Source organism: Vibrio sp. nBUS_14 (genome assembly GCF_051201655.1).
Lineage (GTDB): Bacteria > Pseudomonadota > Gammaproteobacteria > Enterobacterales > Vibrionaceae > Vibrio.
Map to the genome: position 1 here is coordinate 1 of NZ_CP179208.1, position 15,385 is coordinate 15,385.

The window sequence follows — 15,385 nt, forward strand, 5'->3', positions numbered from 1 at the left end:
AACCGGCGACGGTGTCGCCTGAGCGGCCTACGGCCGAAAACAAAGAGACTCAACCGACTAGGGTGCTTTACATGGATCGTTTATCCTATAGGTCATGCATCCGAATAAGCCCATCAAACAACTCTTCAATGCCAACGATACTTGGCTGAACTACCTCAATAAGTACCGAGAAACCCTCCGAACCGTCGTCATTGAAAACGTCACCAAGATGCTCGCTTGCAGTACCGCTGCTTTTGGCTCTAAAGAGTATCGATGCACTCATGCTGACTGCACCCATCACAAATACATTCACCAGACGTGTAAATCTCGCTTTTGCAGCAGTTGTGGCATAAAAGCCACAGAGCGGTGGATACGAAAGCAACAACATGTCTTTCCTGAGTGTGAGTATCAACACGTTACGTTGACGCTACCACACACGTTGTGGCCCATCTTTCGGGATAATCGTTTTCTTCTCAATCATCTCTTTAGCTGCGCAGCCAAAATCTTCTTAGGATGGGCAAAGCAACTCGATATCGATATTGGCGTGTTCTGTGCACTTCATACCTACGGCAGAAAGCTGAATTGGAATGTGCACATCCATTTGTCTGTCACCCGTGGGGGTTTATGTAAGAAGACTGGTCTATGGAAGCCGATTTTCTTTAAAGCTAAGACCACTGAGAAGTGTTGGCGCGGTGCCATCACTCAACTTCTCAGCTCCAATTACTCAGAGTTAGACTTGAGTGGAGAGGACTGCCCTTTCATTCGTAATGAGCAAGATTGGTCCCGATTTTTAACCAGCCAATATTGCCGTCGATGGAAGCTGCACTTTGCAAAGAAAACAGCCAACGTGACGCCAACCATGACTTACCTGGGTCGATACCTAAAACGGCCACCGATATCGGCGTCGCGTTTACGACATAACTTCCAGGGAGGCTTGGTGACGTTTGATTACCTCAACCATAGGAATGGTCGAACGGAATCCCTCATTTTGAGTCCAGAAGCTCTGATAGAACGCATGATTGAGCATATTCCAGATAAGCACTTCAAAATGATTCGATACTTCGGTTTTCTATCAAACCGACGTCGTGGTGAGATGCTCCCTAAGGTCTACGGTGCCTTGGGTGTCGCACCTAAAGACGCACCTGAAATGCCCGGTTACGCAGCTATGCTGAAAGGGTATGTGAAGGTTGATCCGTTTGAGTGCATTCTTTGTGGGCACCGTTTAACGTTTCTTCGCTTTAGGGCTGGGGAGCCGCTGTCAGAGCTGGTCCACCATGCTCTGGTTCAAGCCCAAATCAGGTCAATTTAGGCGTTTCACAGGATGGGTGTATCTGAAATAGCGAAAACAGCATGAAAGTGTTCAACAAACATCCGTGTTTAGATTGTAGAGCAGAAGTTAGGTCTGTCCGGGACTCATTCTGACGTGAGTTATGCCGCGATTGTTCAGGTCAGGAAACATTGAGATTCCTTACCTGAACCGGCGACGGTGTCGCCTGAGCGGCCTACGGCCGAAAACAAAGAGACTCAACCTACTAGGGTGCTTTACATGGATCGTTTATCCTATAGGTCATGCATCCGAATAAGCCCATCAAACAACTCTTCAATGCCAACGATACTTGGCTGAACTACCTCAATAAGTACCGAGAAACCCTCCGAACCGTCGTCATTGAAAACGTCACCAAGATGCTCGCTTGCAGTACCGCTGCTTTTGGCTCTAAAGAGTATCGATGCACTCATGCTGACTGCACCCATCACAAATACATTCACCAGACGTGTAAATCTCGCTTTTGCAGCAGTTGTGGCATAAAAGCCACAGAGCGGTGGATACGAAAGCAACAACATGTCTTTCCTGAGTGTGAGTATCAACACGTTACGTTGACGCTACCACACACGTTGTGGCCCATCTTTCGGGATAATCGTTTTCTTCTCAATCATCTCTTTAGCTGCGCAGCCAAAATCTTCTTAGGATGGGCAAAGCAACTCGATATCGATATTGGCGTGTTCTGTGCACTTCATACCTACGGCAGAAAGCTGAATTGGAATGTGCACATCCATTTGTCTGTCACCCGTGGGGGTTTATGTAAGAAGACTGGTCTATGGAAGCCGATTTTCTTTAAAGCTAAGACCACTGAGAAGTGTTGGCGCGGTGCCATCACTCAACTTCTCAGCTCCAATTACTCAGAGTTAGACTTGAGTGGAGAGGACTGCCCTTTCATTCGTAATGAGCAAGATTGGTCCCGATTTTTAACCAGCCAATATTGCCGTCGATGGAAGCTGCACTTTGCAAAGAAAACAGCCAACGTGACGCCAACCATGACTTACCTGGGTCGATACCTAAAACGGCCACCGATATCGGCGTCGCGTTTACGACATAACTTCCAGGGAGGCTTGGTGACGTTTGATTACCTCAACCATAGGAATGGTCGAACGGAATCCCTCATTTTGAGTCCAGAAGCTCTGATAGAACGCATGATTGAGCATATTCCAGATAAGCACTTCAAAATGATTCGATACTTCGGTTTTCTATCAAACCGACGTCGTGGTGAGATGCTCCCTAAGGTCTACGGTGCCTTGGGTGTCGCTCCTAAAGACGCACCTGAAATGCCCGGTTACGCAGCTATGCTGAAAGGGTATGTGAAGGTTGATCCGTTTGAGTGCATTCTTTGTGGGCACCGTTTAACGTTTCTTCGCTTTAGGGCTGGGGAGCCGCTGTCAGAGCTGGTCCACCATGCTCTGGTTCAAGCCCAAATCAGGTCAATTTAGGCGTTTCACAGGATGGGTGTATCTGAAATAGCGAAAACAGCATGAAAGTGTTCAACAAACATCCGTGTTTAGATTGTAGAGCAGAAGTTAGGTCTGTCCGGGACTCATTCTGACGTGAGTTATGCCGCGATTGTTCAGGTCAGGAAACATTGAGATTCCTTACCTGAACCGGCGACGGTGTCGCCTGAGCGGCCTACGGCCGAAAACAAAGAGACTCAACCGACTAGGGTGCTTTACATGGATCGTTTATCCTATAGGTCATGCATCCGAATAAGCCCATCAAACAACTCTTCAATGCCAACGATACTTGGCTGAACTACCTCAATAAGTACCGAGAAACCCTCCGAACCGTCGTCATTGAAAACGTCACCAAGATGCTCGCTTGCAGTACCGCTGCTTTTGGCTCTAAAGAGTATCGATGCACTCATGCTGACTGCACCCATCACAAATACATTCACCAGACGTGTAAATCTCGCTTTTGCAGCAGTTGTGGCATAAAAGCCACAGAGCGGTGGATACGAAAGCAACAACATGTCTTTCCTGAGTGTGAGTATCAACACGTTACGTTGACGCTACCTCACACGCTGTGGCCCATCTTTCGGGATAATCGTTTTCTTCTCAATCATCTCTTTAGCTGCGCAGCCAAAATCTTCTTAGGATGGGCAAAGCAACTCGATATCGATATTGGCGTGTTCTGTGCACTTCATACCTACGGCAGAAAGCTGAATTGGAATGTGCACATCCATTTGTCTGTCACCCGTGGGGGTTTATGTAAGAAGACTGGTCTATGGAAGCCGATTTTCTTTAAAGCTAAGACCACTGAGAAGTGTTGGCGCGGTGCCATCACTCAACTTCTCAGCTCCAATTACTCAGAGTTAGACTTGAGTGGAGAGGACTGCCCTTTCATTCGTAATGAGCAAGATTGGTCCCGATTTTTAACCAGCCAATATTGCCGTCGATGGAAGCTGCACTTTGCAAAGAAAACAGCCAACGTGACGCCAACCATGACTTACCTGGGTCGATACCTAAAACGGCCACCGATATCGGCGTCGCGTTTACGACATAACTTCCAGGGAGGCTTGGTGACGTTTGATTACCTCAACCATAGGAATGGTCGAACGGAATCCCTCATTTTGAGTCCAGAAGCTCTGATAGAACGCATGATTGAGCATATTCCAGATAAGCACTTCAAAATGATTCGATACTTCGGTTTTCTATCAAACCGACGTCGTGGTGAGATGCTCCCTAAGGTCTACGGTGCCTTGGGTGTCGCACCTAAAGACGCACCTGAAATGCCCGGTTACGCAGCTATGCTGAAAGGGTATGTGAAGGTTGATCCGTTTGAGTGCATTCTTTGTGGGCACCGTTTAACGTTTCTTCGCTTTAGGGCTGGGGAGCCGCTGTCAGAGCTGGTCCACCATGCTCTGGTTCAAGCCCAAATCAGGTCAATTTAGGCGTTTCACAGGATGGGTGTATCTGAAATAGCGAAAACAGCATGAAAGTGTTCAACAAACATCCGTGTTTAGATTGTAGAGCAGAAGTTAGGTCTGTCCGGGACTCATTCTGACGTGAGTTATGCCGCGATTGTTCAGGTCAGGAAACATTGAGATTCCTTACCTTCGAGAAGCAGCACAGGCTACACCTTTAGAATGCAAACAGGATCGTGCGGGCAGTAAACGCTACACCTTTGAAGAAAAGCCAGATAGTGAGTTGCAGTTTGGGATACACTCACAACAGTCTATATTACAGTAATGGTTACACCAGGTAGCCATTACTGCAATATAGATCAAGTAGGGGGGGTTACTTAATCTCAGGTAAAGCTTTGTTGCGTTTAGTGATCTTATAGGCCCACTCACCATGCCAGGTCGTTACTTGCCCATGCAAATAACCAATTGATTCCAAGCGTTTTATTGCGTTTTTAATCGCCCTATTTGCTTCTTTTGTACTCATGTTTAGGGCAAGGCGATCCCTCATACGACTGAGCGATACGGGAAAGGGATCTTCAGGAAGACAAGCAAAAAACAAGTATAAGCACTGAGCAGTTTCCGCCCTTGGTATCGATGACAGCGTTCGCATGCTAATTAATATTTGTCTATCAATACGGTAAAGCTCCCATAAATCTGGATCACCTTCCAATATGATCGTGTCTGTGTCGATGTCATAAACAAATTTCTTAAGCAATGAAGTTGAAGTTGCTTTAGAGCCATCTTTGGTGGCCATGCTTATCTTTTGGCTTTGAATCCTCTCTAGAGAGTCTTTTATTCGCTTGCGGAACTTCGTATTTAACATCTGAGTACTAAACCCACAAAACTTTGTAAATTCAGAGAGCTTCATTGTTATTCTGTCGGAGTCATACCCATACTTTGAGAAAGCAAAAACAACCCCACACCAAACCTTAAAGTCAGTCCGTACATTAAGCCTTTCACCTTTGAGCGAAGCGTATTCATATCCTTCACGCTTATATAAGGATATGTCCCGAAATTCGTCGCTTACATTATGCTTTACGACGGTAAGATCATCACTCTTGTTGCTGTTCTTAGCAATTGGGGTGAAAAGGGCTGTACGAATTAATATGTTAGGCTGAATAGAATGTGTATCAGATATTACTAGTCCATCACTAATCACCGATAAGAGTTTGTTTTCCATAGATAATATCCAAAATTAGTTACTAACATGCTTTGCAGTACATGCTACACCATACACAGTCTACGCTACACCGTCTACAGTAAAGGCTACACCCTTTACGGTTTATGCTACACCAATCACAGTTTACGCTACACCCCAAACCTTGATGAAGCCAGTTCTGGAAAGGCTTCAGAGCTACTAAGGATCATTTAGGATCTATTAGGTTCATATTAGGTTCAGTTTAGGATAATTAGTCCTGTGGATAAGTGGATAACTTTGATTTATAAAGCAAAAGCTGACGGGGAACGCTTTGGCGTTCCTGTGTCGGATTTGGGCGATGGACAACTATTCGCTCGTACCTCACGAAAGTTGACCACACACAAATCTAGAATACAGAATCAACACAATATTTGTGGAAGGTCTTTTAGTTTTGTTGTGTATTGAGGTGACAGAAATTCTCTACTCATTTGCCAATGTTGCGTAGTTCCTTGAGCTGCAAGAAAAACAGCATCACGTCCAAATTTAACGTTCAAGGTAAGGAATCTCAATGTTTCCTGACCTGAACAATCGCGGCATAACTCACGTCAGAATGAGTCCCGGACAGACCTAACTTCTGCTCTACAATCTAAACACGGATGTTTGTTGAACACTTTCATGCTGTTTTCGCTATTTCAGATACACCCATCCTGTGAAACGCCTAAATTGACCTGATTTGGGCTTGAACCAGAGCATGGTGGACCAGCTCTGACAGCGGCTCCCCAGCCCTAAAGCGAAGAAACGTTAAACGGTGCCCACAAAGAATGCACTCAAACGGATCAACCTTCACATACCCTTTCAGCATAGCTGCGTAACCGGGCATTTCAGGTGCGTCTTTAGGTGCGACACCCAAGGCACCGTAGACCTTAGGGAGCATCTCACCACGACGTCGGTTTGATAGAAAACCGAAGTATCGAATCATTTTGAAGTGCTTATCTGGAATATGCTCAATCATGCGTTCTATCAGAGCTTCTGGACTCAAAATGAGGGATTCCGTTCGACCATTCCTATGGTTGAGGTAATCAAACGTCACCAAGCCTCCCTGGAAGTTATGTCGTAAACGCGACGCCGATATCGGTGGCCGTTTTAGGTATCGACCCAGGTAAGTCATGGTTGGCGTCACGTTGGCTGTTTTCTTTGCAAAGTGCAGCTTCCATCGACGGCAATATTGGCTGGTTAAAAATCGGGACCAATCTTGCTCATTACGAATGAAAGGGCAGTCCTCTCCACTCAAGTCTAACTCTGAGTAATTGGAGCTGAGAAGTTGAGTGATGGCACCGCGCCAACACTTCTCAGTGGTCTTAGCTTTAAAGAAAATCGGCTTCCATAGACCAGTCTTCTTACATAAACCCCCACGGGTGACAGACAAATGGATGTGCACATTCCAATTCAGCTTTCTGCCGTAGGTATGAAGTGCACAGAACACGCCAATATCGATATCGAGTTGCTTTGCCCATCCTAAGAAGATTTTGGCTGCGCAGCTAAAGAGATGATTGAGAAGAAAACGATTATCCCGAAAGATGGGCCACAACGTGTGTGGTAGCGTCAACGTAACGTGTTGATACTCACACTCAGGAAAGACATGTTGTTGCTTTCGTATCCACCGCTCTGTGGCTTTTATGCCACAACTGCTGCAAAAGCGAGATTTACACGTCTGGTGAATGTATTTGTGATGGGTGCAGTCAGCATGAGTGCATCGATACTCTTTAGAGCCAAAAGCAGCGGTACTGCAAGCGAGCATCTTGGTGACGTTTTCAATGACGACGGTTCGGAGGGTTTCTCGGTACTTATTGAGGTAGTTCAGCCAAGTATCGTTGGCATTGAAGAGTTGTTTGATGGGCTTATTCGGATGCATGACCTATAGGATAAACGATCCATGTAAAGCACCCTAGTCGGTTGAGTCTCTTTGTTTTCGGCCGTAGGCCGCTCAGGCGACACCGTCGCCGGTTCATACAAAAGGTCAGTTTACAGATTATTGGTTGACAGAAAATGGGGCAATTGAAAGCGTAAAAGAAAGATCTATACAGAGTCATGTTGTTAGCCTCCTTATGAATATGGGGAATACACAGAGCATGGGGGCGCAATTAAGTAAAGAGTTTGATATTCCATTTTCATATCCTAAGCCTCTTTCTTTGTTGAAACACTTAATTTCAGTAGCTTGTGATGAAAAAGATAGTCTTATAATGGACTTTTTTTCTGGTTCAGGTACCACAGCTCACTCTGCAATGGAGCTTAATTGTACTGAAAATTCATCAAGAAAAACGATTTCAATTCAGCTTCCTGAGTTGACAGATGAAGAAAGTAACGCATATAAAGCTGGTTATAAAACCGTATTTGAAATAACCAAGCAAAGACTTGAAGGTAAGGAATCTCAATGTTTCCTGACCTGAACAATCGCGGCATAACTCACGTCAGAATGAGTCCCGGACAGACCTAACTTCTGCTCTACAATCTAAACACGGATGTTTGTTGAACACTTTCATGCTGTTTTCGCTATTTCAGATACACCCATCCTGTGAAACGCCTAAATTGACCTGATTTGGGCTTGAACCAGAGCATGGTGGACCAGCTCTGACAGCGGCTCCCCAGCCCTAAAGCGAAGAAACGTTAAACGGTGCCCACAAAGAATGCACTCAAACGGATCAACCTTCACATACCCTTTCAGCATAGCTGCGTAACCGGGCATTTCAGGTGCGTCTTTAGGTGCGACACCCAAGGCACCGTAGACCTTAGGGAGCATCTCACCACGACGTCGGTTTGATAGAAAACCGAAGTATCGAATCATTTTGAAGTGCTTATCTGGAATATGCTCAATCATGCGTTCTATCAGAGCTTCTGGACTCAAAATGAGGGATTCCGTCTGACCATTCCTATGATTAAGATAATCAAATGTCACTAATCCTCCTTGGAAATCATGTCGTAACCTAGACGCCGATATCGGTGGCCGCTTTAGGTATCGACCCATGTAGGTCATGGTGGGGGTCACATTGGCCGTTTTCTTAGCAAAGTGCAGTTTCCATCGTCGGCAATATTGGCTGGTTAAAAATCGGGACCAATCTTGCTCATTACGAATGAAAGGGCAGTCCTCTCCACTCAAGTCTAACTCTGAGTAATTGGAGCTGAGAAGTTGAGTGATGGCACCGCGCCAACACTTCTCAGTGGTCTTAGCTTTAAAGAAAATCGGCTTCCATAGACCAGTCTTCTTACATAAACCCCCACGGGTGACAGACAAATGGATGTGCACATTCCAATTCAGCTTTCTGCCGTAGGTATGAAGTGCACAGAACACGCCAATATCGATATCGAGTTGCTTTGCCCATCCTAAGAAGATTTTGGCTGCGCAGCTAAAGAGATGATTGAGAAGAAAACGATTATCCCGAAAGATGGGCCACAACGTGTGTGGTAGCGTCAACGTAACGTGTTGATACTCACACTCAGGAAAGACATGTTGTTGCTTTCGTATCCACCGCTCTGTGGCTTTTATGCCACAACTGCTGCAAAAGCGAGATTTACACGTCTGGTGAATGTATTTGTGATGGGTGCAGTCAGCATGAGTGCATCGATACTCTTTAGAGCCAAAAGCAGCGGTACTGCAAGCGAGCATCTTGGTGACGTTTTCAATGACGACGGTTCGGAGGGTTTCTCGGTACTTATTGAGGTAGTTCAGCCAAGTATCGTTGGCATTGAAGAGTTGTTTGATGGGCTTATTCGGATGCATGACCTATAGGATAAACGATCCATGTAAAGCACCCTAGTAGGTTGAGTCTCTTTGTTTTCGGCCGTAGGCCGCTCAGGCGACACCGTCGCCGGTTCAGCCAAGTATCGTTGGCATTGAAGAGTTGTTTGATGGGCTTATTCGGATGCATGACCTATAGGATAAACGATCCATGTAAAGCACCCTAGTCGGTTGAGTCTCTTTGTTTTCGGCCGTAGGCCGCTCAGGCGACACCGTCGCCGGTTCGAAATGTGTGTTCAGCGATATTCATTAGATCAAAGACGGCGATGCGCGTCTACCTCATTGTTTTTATGCCTAATTATGAGGGGATTCGTTCACTCTCAGAAACCGCGATGTATCGAATCAAACAGCTGCTTGATGGTCGTTTAAGTTTAAGAAATTACAATGCCCAGGTGGGTGAAACTTACGCGATGATAAAAGCGTTAAACAAGCTTACTGGGTTAGGTATGCCTGAAACTTGTCGTATTGACTAAGAAACACACGAAACGGGTGGCTCTGTCTCTAAACTGAATTACGCAACAAAGCCCAAAAAAACCTCAATCCCCTTAACCAATAATGAAGCTGAGCGATGTATTAGAGGCTTTGTCACTCAAAGGAAAATCAGCTTCGGAACGGCCTCGGATGCAGGCGATAAATTCCGTAGTCGCATCCATACACTTGTCGAAACCTGCAAAAATCGGGGTCTATCAGCAATGTCAGTGTTGAGTGAGATCATCACGTCAGTCGTTGAAAAGAAACGGTACCCAAACGTCTTTAATCTGTAGTATCGATCCTCTTAGTCATAAAAAGTCAAGCTGCCTCGGTGAACGGTTACGTTTGATTTTTAAGGGAAAAATTAAACAAAGCAAATCTAAGGTTAGTAGCTATACTAAAATTACTGGTTAAATGTAAAATAAATCTAATTTCATAATATGTAATCATTTAAAATATACAAAATATTAAAGGGCTCTTATGTTAAATGAAACTCAGCTTTTCCATAGTATTTCATATATTTCAACATTGAATCAATCTCACATAGAACATGTTCTCCTTAAAGAGGCAGTTGAGGAGTCAAAGTCTAAAGGAAATATTAAAGAAAGAATAAAAAAAATAGAGAGTTATATTAACATTAAGTCTTCTGAATGGAGAGAGGACTTTACGCCAGAAGTTCTTCCAATTATTTACTTTAAACCTCAACAAGATGGTAAAACCAACTCTATTTCATGCGGTGTTATATTTGGTACTGATTCTGACGGGAATTTAATAACTAAAAAGTGGTCACCTCATAATGGGCGATGGGAAGAAGAAGTGATTAATAAGTCTTCAGATTTGTTGTTTTATTCTCCTTCTTTTTATACATCATCAGAAAAAAACAAAAGCGAATCATTTACGCTAATAAAAAAAGCTTTTTTAAATGAGTCCAACCTTATTTTCAGCTTGATAGTTGTTGGTATCGTTATTAATTTTGTAGCGTTGGGAGTTTCCTTTTACACAATGCAAGTGTATGATAGAGTTTTACCAACTGGAGCTAATCAGACCCTTTTTGTTCTCAGTGTTGGTGTTTTTTTGGCTATTGTTTATGAGTTTATTTCTAAGTCACTGCGACTTCATGTTTCAGATAAAATAATAAATAAAGCTGACAAAAAAATAAGTCGCTCAGTGTTTTATCGGCTTCTGCAAATAAGGCTAGATCAATTACCTTGCTCTTTGGGTACTCTTTCATCCCAGATTAAGGGTTATGAAATTGTTAGAAACCTTTTATCAAATATGATTCAAAGAGCTTTTGTAGATATACCTTTTTCTATTTTGTTCTTATCTGTGATATTTTATATATCAGGTTTTTTGGTTTTAATTCCACTGTTTTTTTTAATTCTGACATTATCTTTTGGGTTAATTTGTAAAAGAAAGACAGATAAAATATCTTCTGACCTTACCAATGCAACTAATCTCAAAATGGGTTTGCTAGTTGAATCAATAGAAGGTGCTGAGAGTATAAAATCTGGTCAAGCCGGGTGGAGGATGCTCTCAAAGTGGACGAACCTATCAAATCAAGCCAGAGATGACGAGTCAACAATTCGCTTAATAAGCGACCGAACTTCAAATATTTCAGCATTGTTTCAGCATTGCTCATACATATCGCTAGTAGCAGGAGGAGCTCTTTTAGTTCAACAGGGTGGTTTAACTATGGGGGGGATAATTGCCTGCACGATATTATCAGGAAGGATATTTCAACCTTTATCAGCAGTCCCTTCCTTAATGGTTCAATGGTCTCACAGTAAAGCAGCTTTAAAAGGTTTAGACGAACTTTGGGCATTAGAATGTGATCATCACGGTCAAAATCAGCCTATTGCATTAGAAAATATATCAGGTGACTATTATTTAGAAGGTGTAAAGCACTCTTACAGCGACATGTTATCAATACAAGTAGATCAATTAAAAATAAATTCAGGAGAAAAAGTAGCAATACTAGGACCTATAGGTTCTGGAAAAACAACTTTCCTACGACTACTTTCAGGAATCTACAAACCAACCTCTGGTCGAGTATTAATTGATGATGTTGACATTAACTATATATCTAAAGTTCCTTTGTCTAAACATATTGGTTTTGTTATGCAAGATAGTCGGCTTTTCGCTGGTACGGTGAGAGAAAATCTTCTTTTAGGAATTCAAGATCCCGGAGATTCCACAATATTAAATGTAGCAAAGTTAACAGGGCTTTCATCCTCCTTACTGTCCAAGCATCCGAAAGGCCTTGAGATGGAAGTATCAGAAGGCGGTAGAGGGCTTTCCGGAGGACAGCGACAACTTATAAATCTTACTAGAATATTTCTAAGGTCCCCTTCAGTATGGTTACTTGATGAACCTACATCTTCTATGGATGGTGCATTAGAGGCTAGAGTTAAACAAGCTTTACGCTCTGAAATTAAAAAAGAACATACAATGATTCTTGTGACACATAAGTATGATATGTTAGATTTGGTCGATAGGATTATTGTATTGGTCAACAACAAAGTTGTATTAGATGGAGATCGCGACGCTGTTATAAAAAAATTAAATTCAGACAATAAAGGAGAAAGTAATGGTTTGGCATAATAAGAGAACATCAATTGAAATTTGGGTATTTATGCTTTTCATCTTCCTTTTTTTGTTTTTTTTATGGTCATTTTTTTTCAAAATAGATCAAACAGTAAGGAGTAGCGGTGTAATAATTTCGAGTGATAGAAATCAAATAATTCAAGTTGCTGATGGTGGGGTATTAGTCAAGTTATTAGTGAAAGAAGGTAGTTACGTCAAAAAAGGGCAATTATTGGCTACGCTAGAGAAAGAAAGGGCTAAAGCACTTTATGAAGAGAGCTTATCAAGACTACATTCTTTGAAAATACAGCTCAAGCGATATCGCTCCGAAATTTCTGGAACTCATCTTGAATATGGTGATGATTTTGAAGGTTATGATGATTTAATTAAATCTCAATATAAATTATATGAACAGAAAAAAAAGAGTCTAGATGATGAAATTAACCACCTAAAAGAACTTCTTTTTATAGCAGAGAAAGAGTTAGTTATGAACCAGAATCTACTATCGAGTGGCGATATTAGTCATTTAGAGGTGATGAGAACAAGAAGGCAGGTAATAGATTTAAAAGGTAAAATAAAAAATGTAAAAAACAAATATTTTGATGATTCTTATAATAGTGCTGCGGAAATTGAGTCAAAAATAGAAATAGAGAGACATAAGCTTTACGAAAGAGAGGATATATTAAATCATACTAATGTATTATCACCCGTTGAAGGGATTGTTAATTTCATTTCAGTAACTACGATAGGAGGTGTTTTACGACCAGGAGATGAGCTTATGCAATTATCTCCTACAAATGATGATATTTTTATAGAAGCTAAGATAAGACCAATGGATATCGGAAATATTAAGAAAGGGCAACGAGTTAATATAAAACTTAGTGCTTTTGATTTCGTTATCTATGGAAGTTTGTTAGGTAAACTTAACTATATTAGTTCAGATACTTTAACAGAAAGTATTGATGGTAAGTTAGAGTCATATTATACTGTTCATGTTCTTATAGATAAAGAACATAAAAATTCGCTTTCTAAGTTTTCTGATATTAAACTAAAACCAGGAATGGGAGCATCTATAGATGTAATTACTGGCGAAAGAACAGTGCTTTCGTATATTACAAAGCCTATTGTAAGGGCTTTCTCTGGCGCTTTGGGCGAAAAGTAAGGACACGAAGGGCAAGAGCATGAAAAACTCTTGTGGAACAAGAGTCTTGTCGTAAATTCTGATAAAGACGTTGCGGAGCCATTCTCCAGGCGTAATTATCCTACGAGTGGGCGTTGTTGATCAAATCAGGCAGAAGATCAACGACTCCATGTATAACTTACCGTTAGTTTCTTACGGGCATACCTAGTCCTATGACTTTGTTTATGGCTTTAACATTCGCCATGATTTCACCAACTTGAGCGTTGTAACATCTCAAGCTCAATTTACCGCTTGTTAGTCCTTTATATCGAGACATTGCAGTCTCAGATATTGAGCGATAGTGATAACCAGATTCGGCTTTCCACTTTGTTATTGTGCCATTTTTCAGAGCTATTACCGCTTCGTTTCTGGGATGGCCATCTTCCCAAAGTGCTGCATTCTTTCGAGGCGGGATCAACGGAGTACAACCTTTCTTTTTCAGGATCTCATGGCAATTTTTGGTGTCATAGGCTCCATCTGCGGATACGGCAACGATCTTTCTGCGTAGTGGATTGAGCAGCGTCGGTAACACTTCACTATCGCCAACATTTACAAGGCTGACTTCCGCACTAACAGCTTCGTGAGTATCCACATCTGTAAGCGTCTACGAACCGACTCATTGACTTTCTAATATCTACGCAGATACCGCCAACCGTCATTCCGCAGCCAATTCTAGATTTTAATCCGACATTCCGCACCTCATTTAGGAATAAATTGCTTCATATAGCTTACCTAGCAATTGAAGCAATCTCCTCTGATGGTCTTGAATGCCGGTGATAAACCATTGTTCGCCGAACTCAAGTGTATCGACCCCTTCAAATTTTAAAAACACCCAGCGAGCAGTTGGCTTAGATGTGGTTTTGTTCTTAACCATGCTTGGAAAAAATTCTTCAGTAACAGCCAACTCTTCACGTATCTTATGCTCGAGTCCAGCATAAACCATTAGGCTTAAGGTCATTATCATGAGTAAAGCTTCGATGCGTTGTGGTTTTTTTAAGAAGATAGATGATGTTAAAAACTCAGGGCTTTTAAGGAAGCGAAAACCTCGCTCGACTTTCTGTTGTGACTTGTAGTGTTCCAGTAACGCAGCCATATCGAGATCGGTACTTTCAGTATCATTGGTCGCAAGAATGAACATACCAACTTTAAGCTTCGCGAGTTTTACTTTTTCTAAATCAGTGAACGGATTTGCTTCAATTTTGTAGTGGTATCCAGTTGGAACCTCATCTTTTTTAGGGCGCCCTCGGCCAGCAAACTCGGGCACTTGCCGTATCTCACTTTGCTCGAAACTCAACAGTTGGCATTGACTCTGAAATTCATTCATAGCCTTTTGTGCATCAGTCGCACAGGCAAATTGTTTCTTAGCTAATTGAGCTAGAGATTTAAGCTCTTTGGTCAGATTTTTATCCAAATTTTTATAAAAAGTGGCTTCTTCTCGCTTTGTCGCTTGCTCGCTGTTCACTAACAACCATCGCTGCTTCACGTTGCCATAATCAGATTCAATCCAGTGCCCCGAATAACCATTACCGATAGGCTCTAATTGCGCTGGCGATAATGCCAGTAGAGCTTGTTTGGCCATTTTAATGGTCATTGGGACGCGTGTAATGAACTTCTGCTTTTGTTCATCAAGTGAGCAAATACTGTCTGACGTGTATAAAGCTGCATCAGCAATAAAGTAACGACTATTTTGCGCGGCTTTAAGACAGTGAATATGGCGCTTAGTGACCTCTGCAAATGCTTTTGCATCGTTCGTGTTTCCACTGAGAGCCTGCATATAAACAGGGAGCCCTGCTTGATTTTCACAAATTAATTCAAGGACAACCTGATTCAATTTAGGTCGGTGATCTCGACTATAACCTTTGACGAGTTGAATAGAATTAATGTCATCCTCTGCTGATTGAGCATATTCACCATCAACATGGAAACTCGTTATATCAAGGTGGACAGACTCTGTCTTGAGGCCCAATTTTTCAACGGTATGCTCTGCAATAACTTGATATAAAATAGATACA

General features: G+C 42.4%; 10 protein-coding genes and 4 pseudogenes. 8 read left to right on the top strand and 6 right to left on the bottom strand.

Features of this window, described 5'->3' with window-relative positions; genetic code table 11:
- Nucleotides 1-94 precede the first annotated feature (94 nt).
- From ACMAZD_RS25655 to ACMAZD_RS25665, 3 genes are all read left to right on the top strand, one after another.
- Complete coding sequence (locus ACMAZD_RS25655) at nucleotides 95-1,288, top strand: IS91 family transposase (RefSeq protein ID WP_435247018.1); 1,194 nt, start codon at nucleotides 95-97, stop codon at nucleotides 1,286-1,288.
- Nucleotides 1,289-1,548: 260 nt separating this feature from the next.
- Complete coding sequence (locus ACMAZD_RS25660; RefSeq protein WP_435247018.1) at nucleotides 1,549-2,742, top strand: IS91 family transposase; 1,194 nt, start codon at nucleotides 1,549-1,551, stop codon at nucleotides 2,740-2,742.
- Between the two features lie 260 nt (nucleotides 2,743-3,002).
- On the top strand, nucleotides 3,003-4,196 hold the full coding sequence (locus ACMAZD_RS25665) for an IS91 family transposase (protein ID WP_435247018.1): 1,194 nt from the start codon (nucleotides 3,003-3,005) through the stop codon (nucleotides 4,194-4,196).
- A gap of 346 nt (nucleotides 4,197-4,542) precedes the next feature.
- On the opposite strand, the gene ACMAZD_RS25670 is transcribed toward ACMAZD_RS25665, so the two are convergent.
- The 3 genes from ACMAZD_RS25670 to ACMAZD_RS25680 all read right to left on the bottom strand — a co-directional run bounded on the left by ACMAZD_RS25670 (nucleotide 4,543) and on the right by ACMAZD_RS25680 (nucleotide 7,258).
- Nucleotides 4,543-5,388, bottom strand: coding sequence for a RepB family plasmid replication initiator protein (locus tag ACMAZD_RS25670; protein ID WP_435250605.1), 846 nt, complete (start codon nucleotides 5,386-5,388; stop codon nucleotides 4,543-4,545).
- Nucleotides 5,389-5,765: 377 nt separating this feature from the next.
- Complete coding sequence (locus ACMAZD_RS25675) at nucleotides 5,766-5,915, bottom strand: DUF4113 domain-containing protein (protein WP_435250606.1); 150 nt, start codon at nucleotides 5,913-5,915, stop codon at nucleotides 5,766-5,768.
- Nucleotides 5,916-6,064: 149 nt separating this feature from the next.
- The gene (locus ACMAZD_RS25680; protein ID WP_435247018.1) at nucleotides 6,065-7,258 is read right to left on the bottom strand and encodes an IS91 family transposase; all 1,194 of its coding nucleotides are present in this window, start codon (nucleotides 7,256-7,258) and stop codon (nucleotides 6,065-6,067) included.
- Between the two features lie 124 nt (nucleotides 7,259-7,382).
- Between ACMAZD_RS25680 and ACMAZD_RS25685 the strand changes: the two genes are divergently transcribed.
- Entirely contained in the window at nucleotides 7,383-7,793 is a 411-nt protein-coding gene (locus tag ACMAZD_RS25685; protein WP_435250607.1) for a DNA methyltransferase, read from the top strand.
- Nucleotides 7,794-7,927: 134 nt separating this feature from the next.
- Here ACMAZD_RS25685 and ACMAZD_RS25690 read toward each other — a convergent pair whose 3' ends face one another.
- Nucleotides 7,928-9,121 carry an IS91 family transposase gene (locus tag ACMAZD_RS25690; protein WP_435247073.1) on the bottom strand — a complete coding sequence of 398 codons (1,194 nt, stop codon included), beginning with the start codon at nucleotides 9,119-9,121 and terminating at the stop codon, nucleotides 7,928-7,930.
- Between the two features lie 329 nt (nucleotides 9,122-9,450).
- Here ACMAZD_RS25690 and ACMAZD_RS25695 point away from each other — a divergent pair.
- The 4 genes and pseudogenes from ACMAZD_RS25695 to ACMAZD_RS25710 all read left to right on the top strand — a co-directional run.
- Nucleotides 9,451-9,612 (top strand): annotated as a pseudogene (locus tag ACMAZD_RS25695) (IS5/IS1182 family transposase); the annotation flags it as partial.
- A 63-nt stretch (nucleotides 9,613-9,675) separates the two neighbouring features.
- A pseudogene (locus ACMAZD_RS25700) lies at nucleotides 9,676-9,903 on the top strand (IS66 family transposase); the annotation flags it as partial.
- Nucleotides 9,904-10,090: 187 nt separating this feature from the next.
- Entirely contained in the window at nucleotides 10,091-12,211 is a 2,121-nt protein-coding gene (locus tag ACMAZD_RS25705; RefSeq protein ID WP_435250608.1) for an ATP-binding cassette domain-containing protein, read from the top strand.
- Complete coding sequence (locus tag ACMAZD_RS25710) at nucleotides 12,198-13,355, top strand: HlyD family efflux transporter periplasmic adaptor subunit (protein ID WP_435250609.1); 1,158 nt, start codon at nucleotides 12,198-12,200, stop codon at nucleotides 13,353-13,355. The genes ACMAZD_RS25705 and ACMAZD_RS25710 overlap by 14 nt, the downstream gene beginning before the upstream one ends.
- 163 nt (nucleotides 13,356-13,518) lie before the next feature.
- On the opposite strand, the pseudogene ACMAZD_RS25715 reads toward ACMAZD_RS25710, so the two are convergent.
- Both ACMAZD_RS25715 and ACMAZD_RS25720 read right to left on the bottom strand, forming a co-directional pair.
- Nucleotides 13,519-13,968, bottom strand: a pseudogene (locus ACMAZD_RS25715) (IS5 family transposase); the annotation flags it as partial.
- Nucleotides 13,969-14,076: 108 nt separating this feature from the next.
- Nucleotides 14,077-15,384 (bottom strand): annotated as a pseudogene (locus ACMAZD_RS25720) (IS1634 family transposase); the annotation flags it as partial.
- Nucleotide 15,385: the final 1 nt, after the last annotated feature.

Coding starts and splice junctions, on each gene's coding strand:
- ACMAZD_RS25705 (WP_435250608.1), top strand. CDS start 10,091: ATGTTAAATGAAACTCAGCTTTTCCATAGTATTTCATATATTTCAACA.
- ACMAZD_RS25665 (WP_435247018.1), top strand. CDS start 3,003: ATGCATCCGAATAAGCCCATCAAACAACTCTTCAATGCCAACGATACT.
- ACMAZD_RS25680 (WP_435247018.1), bottom strand. CDS start 7,258: ATGCATCCGAATAAGCCCATCAAACAACTCTTCAATGCCAACGATACT.
- ACMAZD_RS25690 (WP_435247073.1), bottom strand. CDS start 9,121: ATGCATCCGAATAAGCCCATCAAACAACTCTTCAATGCCAACGATACT.
- ACMAZD_RS25660 (WP_435247018.1), top strand. CDS start 1,549: ATGCATCCGAATAAGCCCATCAAACAACTCTTCAATGCCAACGATACT.
- ACMAZD_RS25710 (WP_435250609.1), top strand. CDS start 12,198: ATGGTTTGGCATAATAAGAGAACATCAATTGAAATTTGGGTATTTATG.
- ACMAZD_RS25670 (WP_435250605.1), bottom strand. CDS start 5,388: ATGGAAAACAAACTCTTATCGGTGATTAGTGATGGACTAGTAATATCT.
- ACMAZD_RS25655 (WP_435247018.1), top strand. CDS start 95: ATGCATCCGAATAAGCCCATCAAACAACTCTTCAATGCCAACGATACT.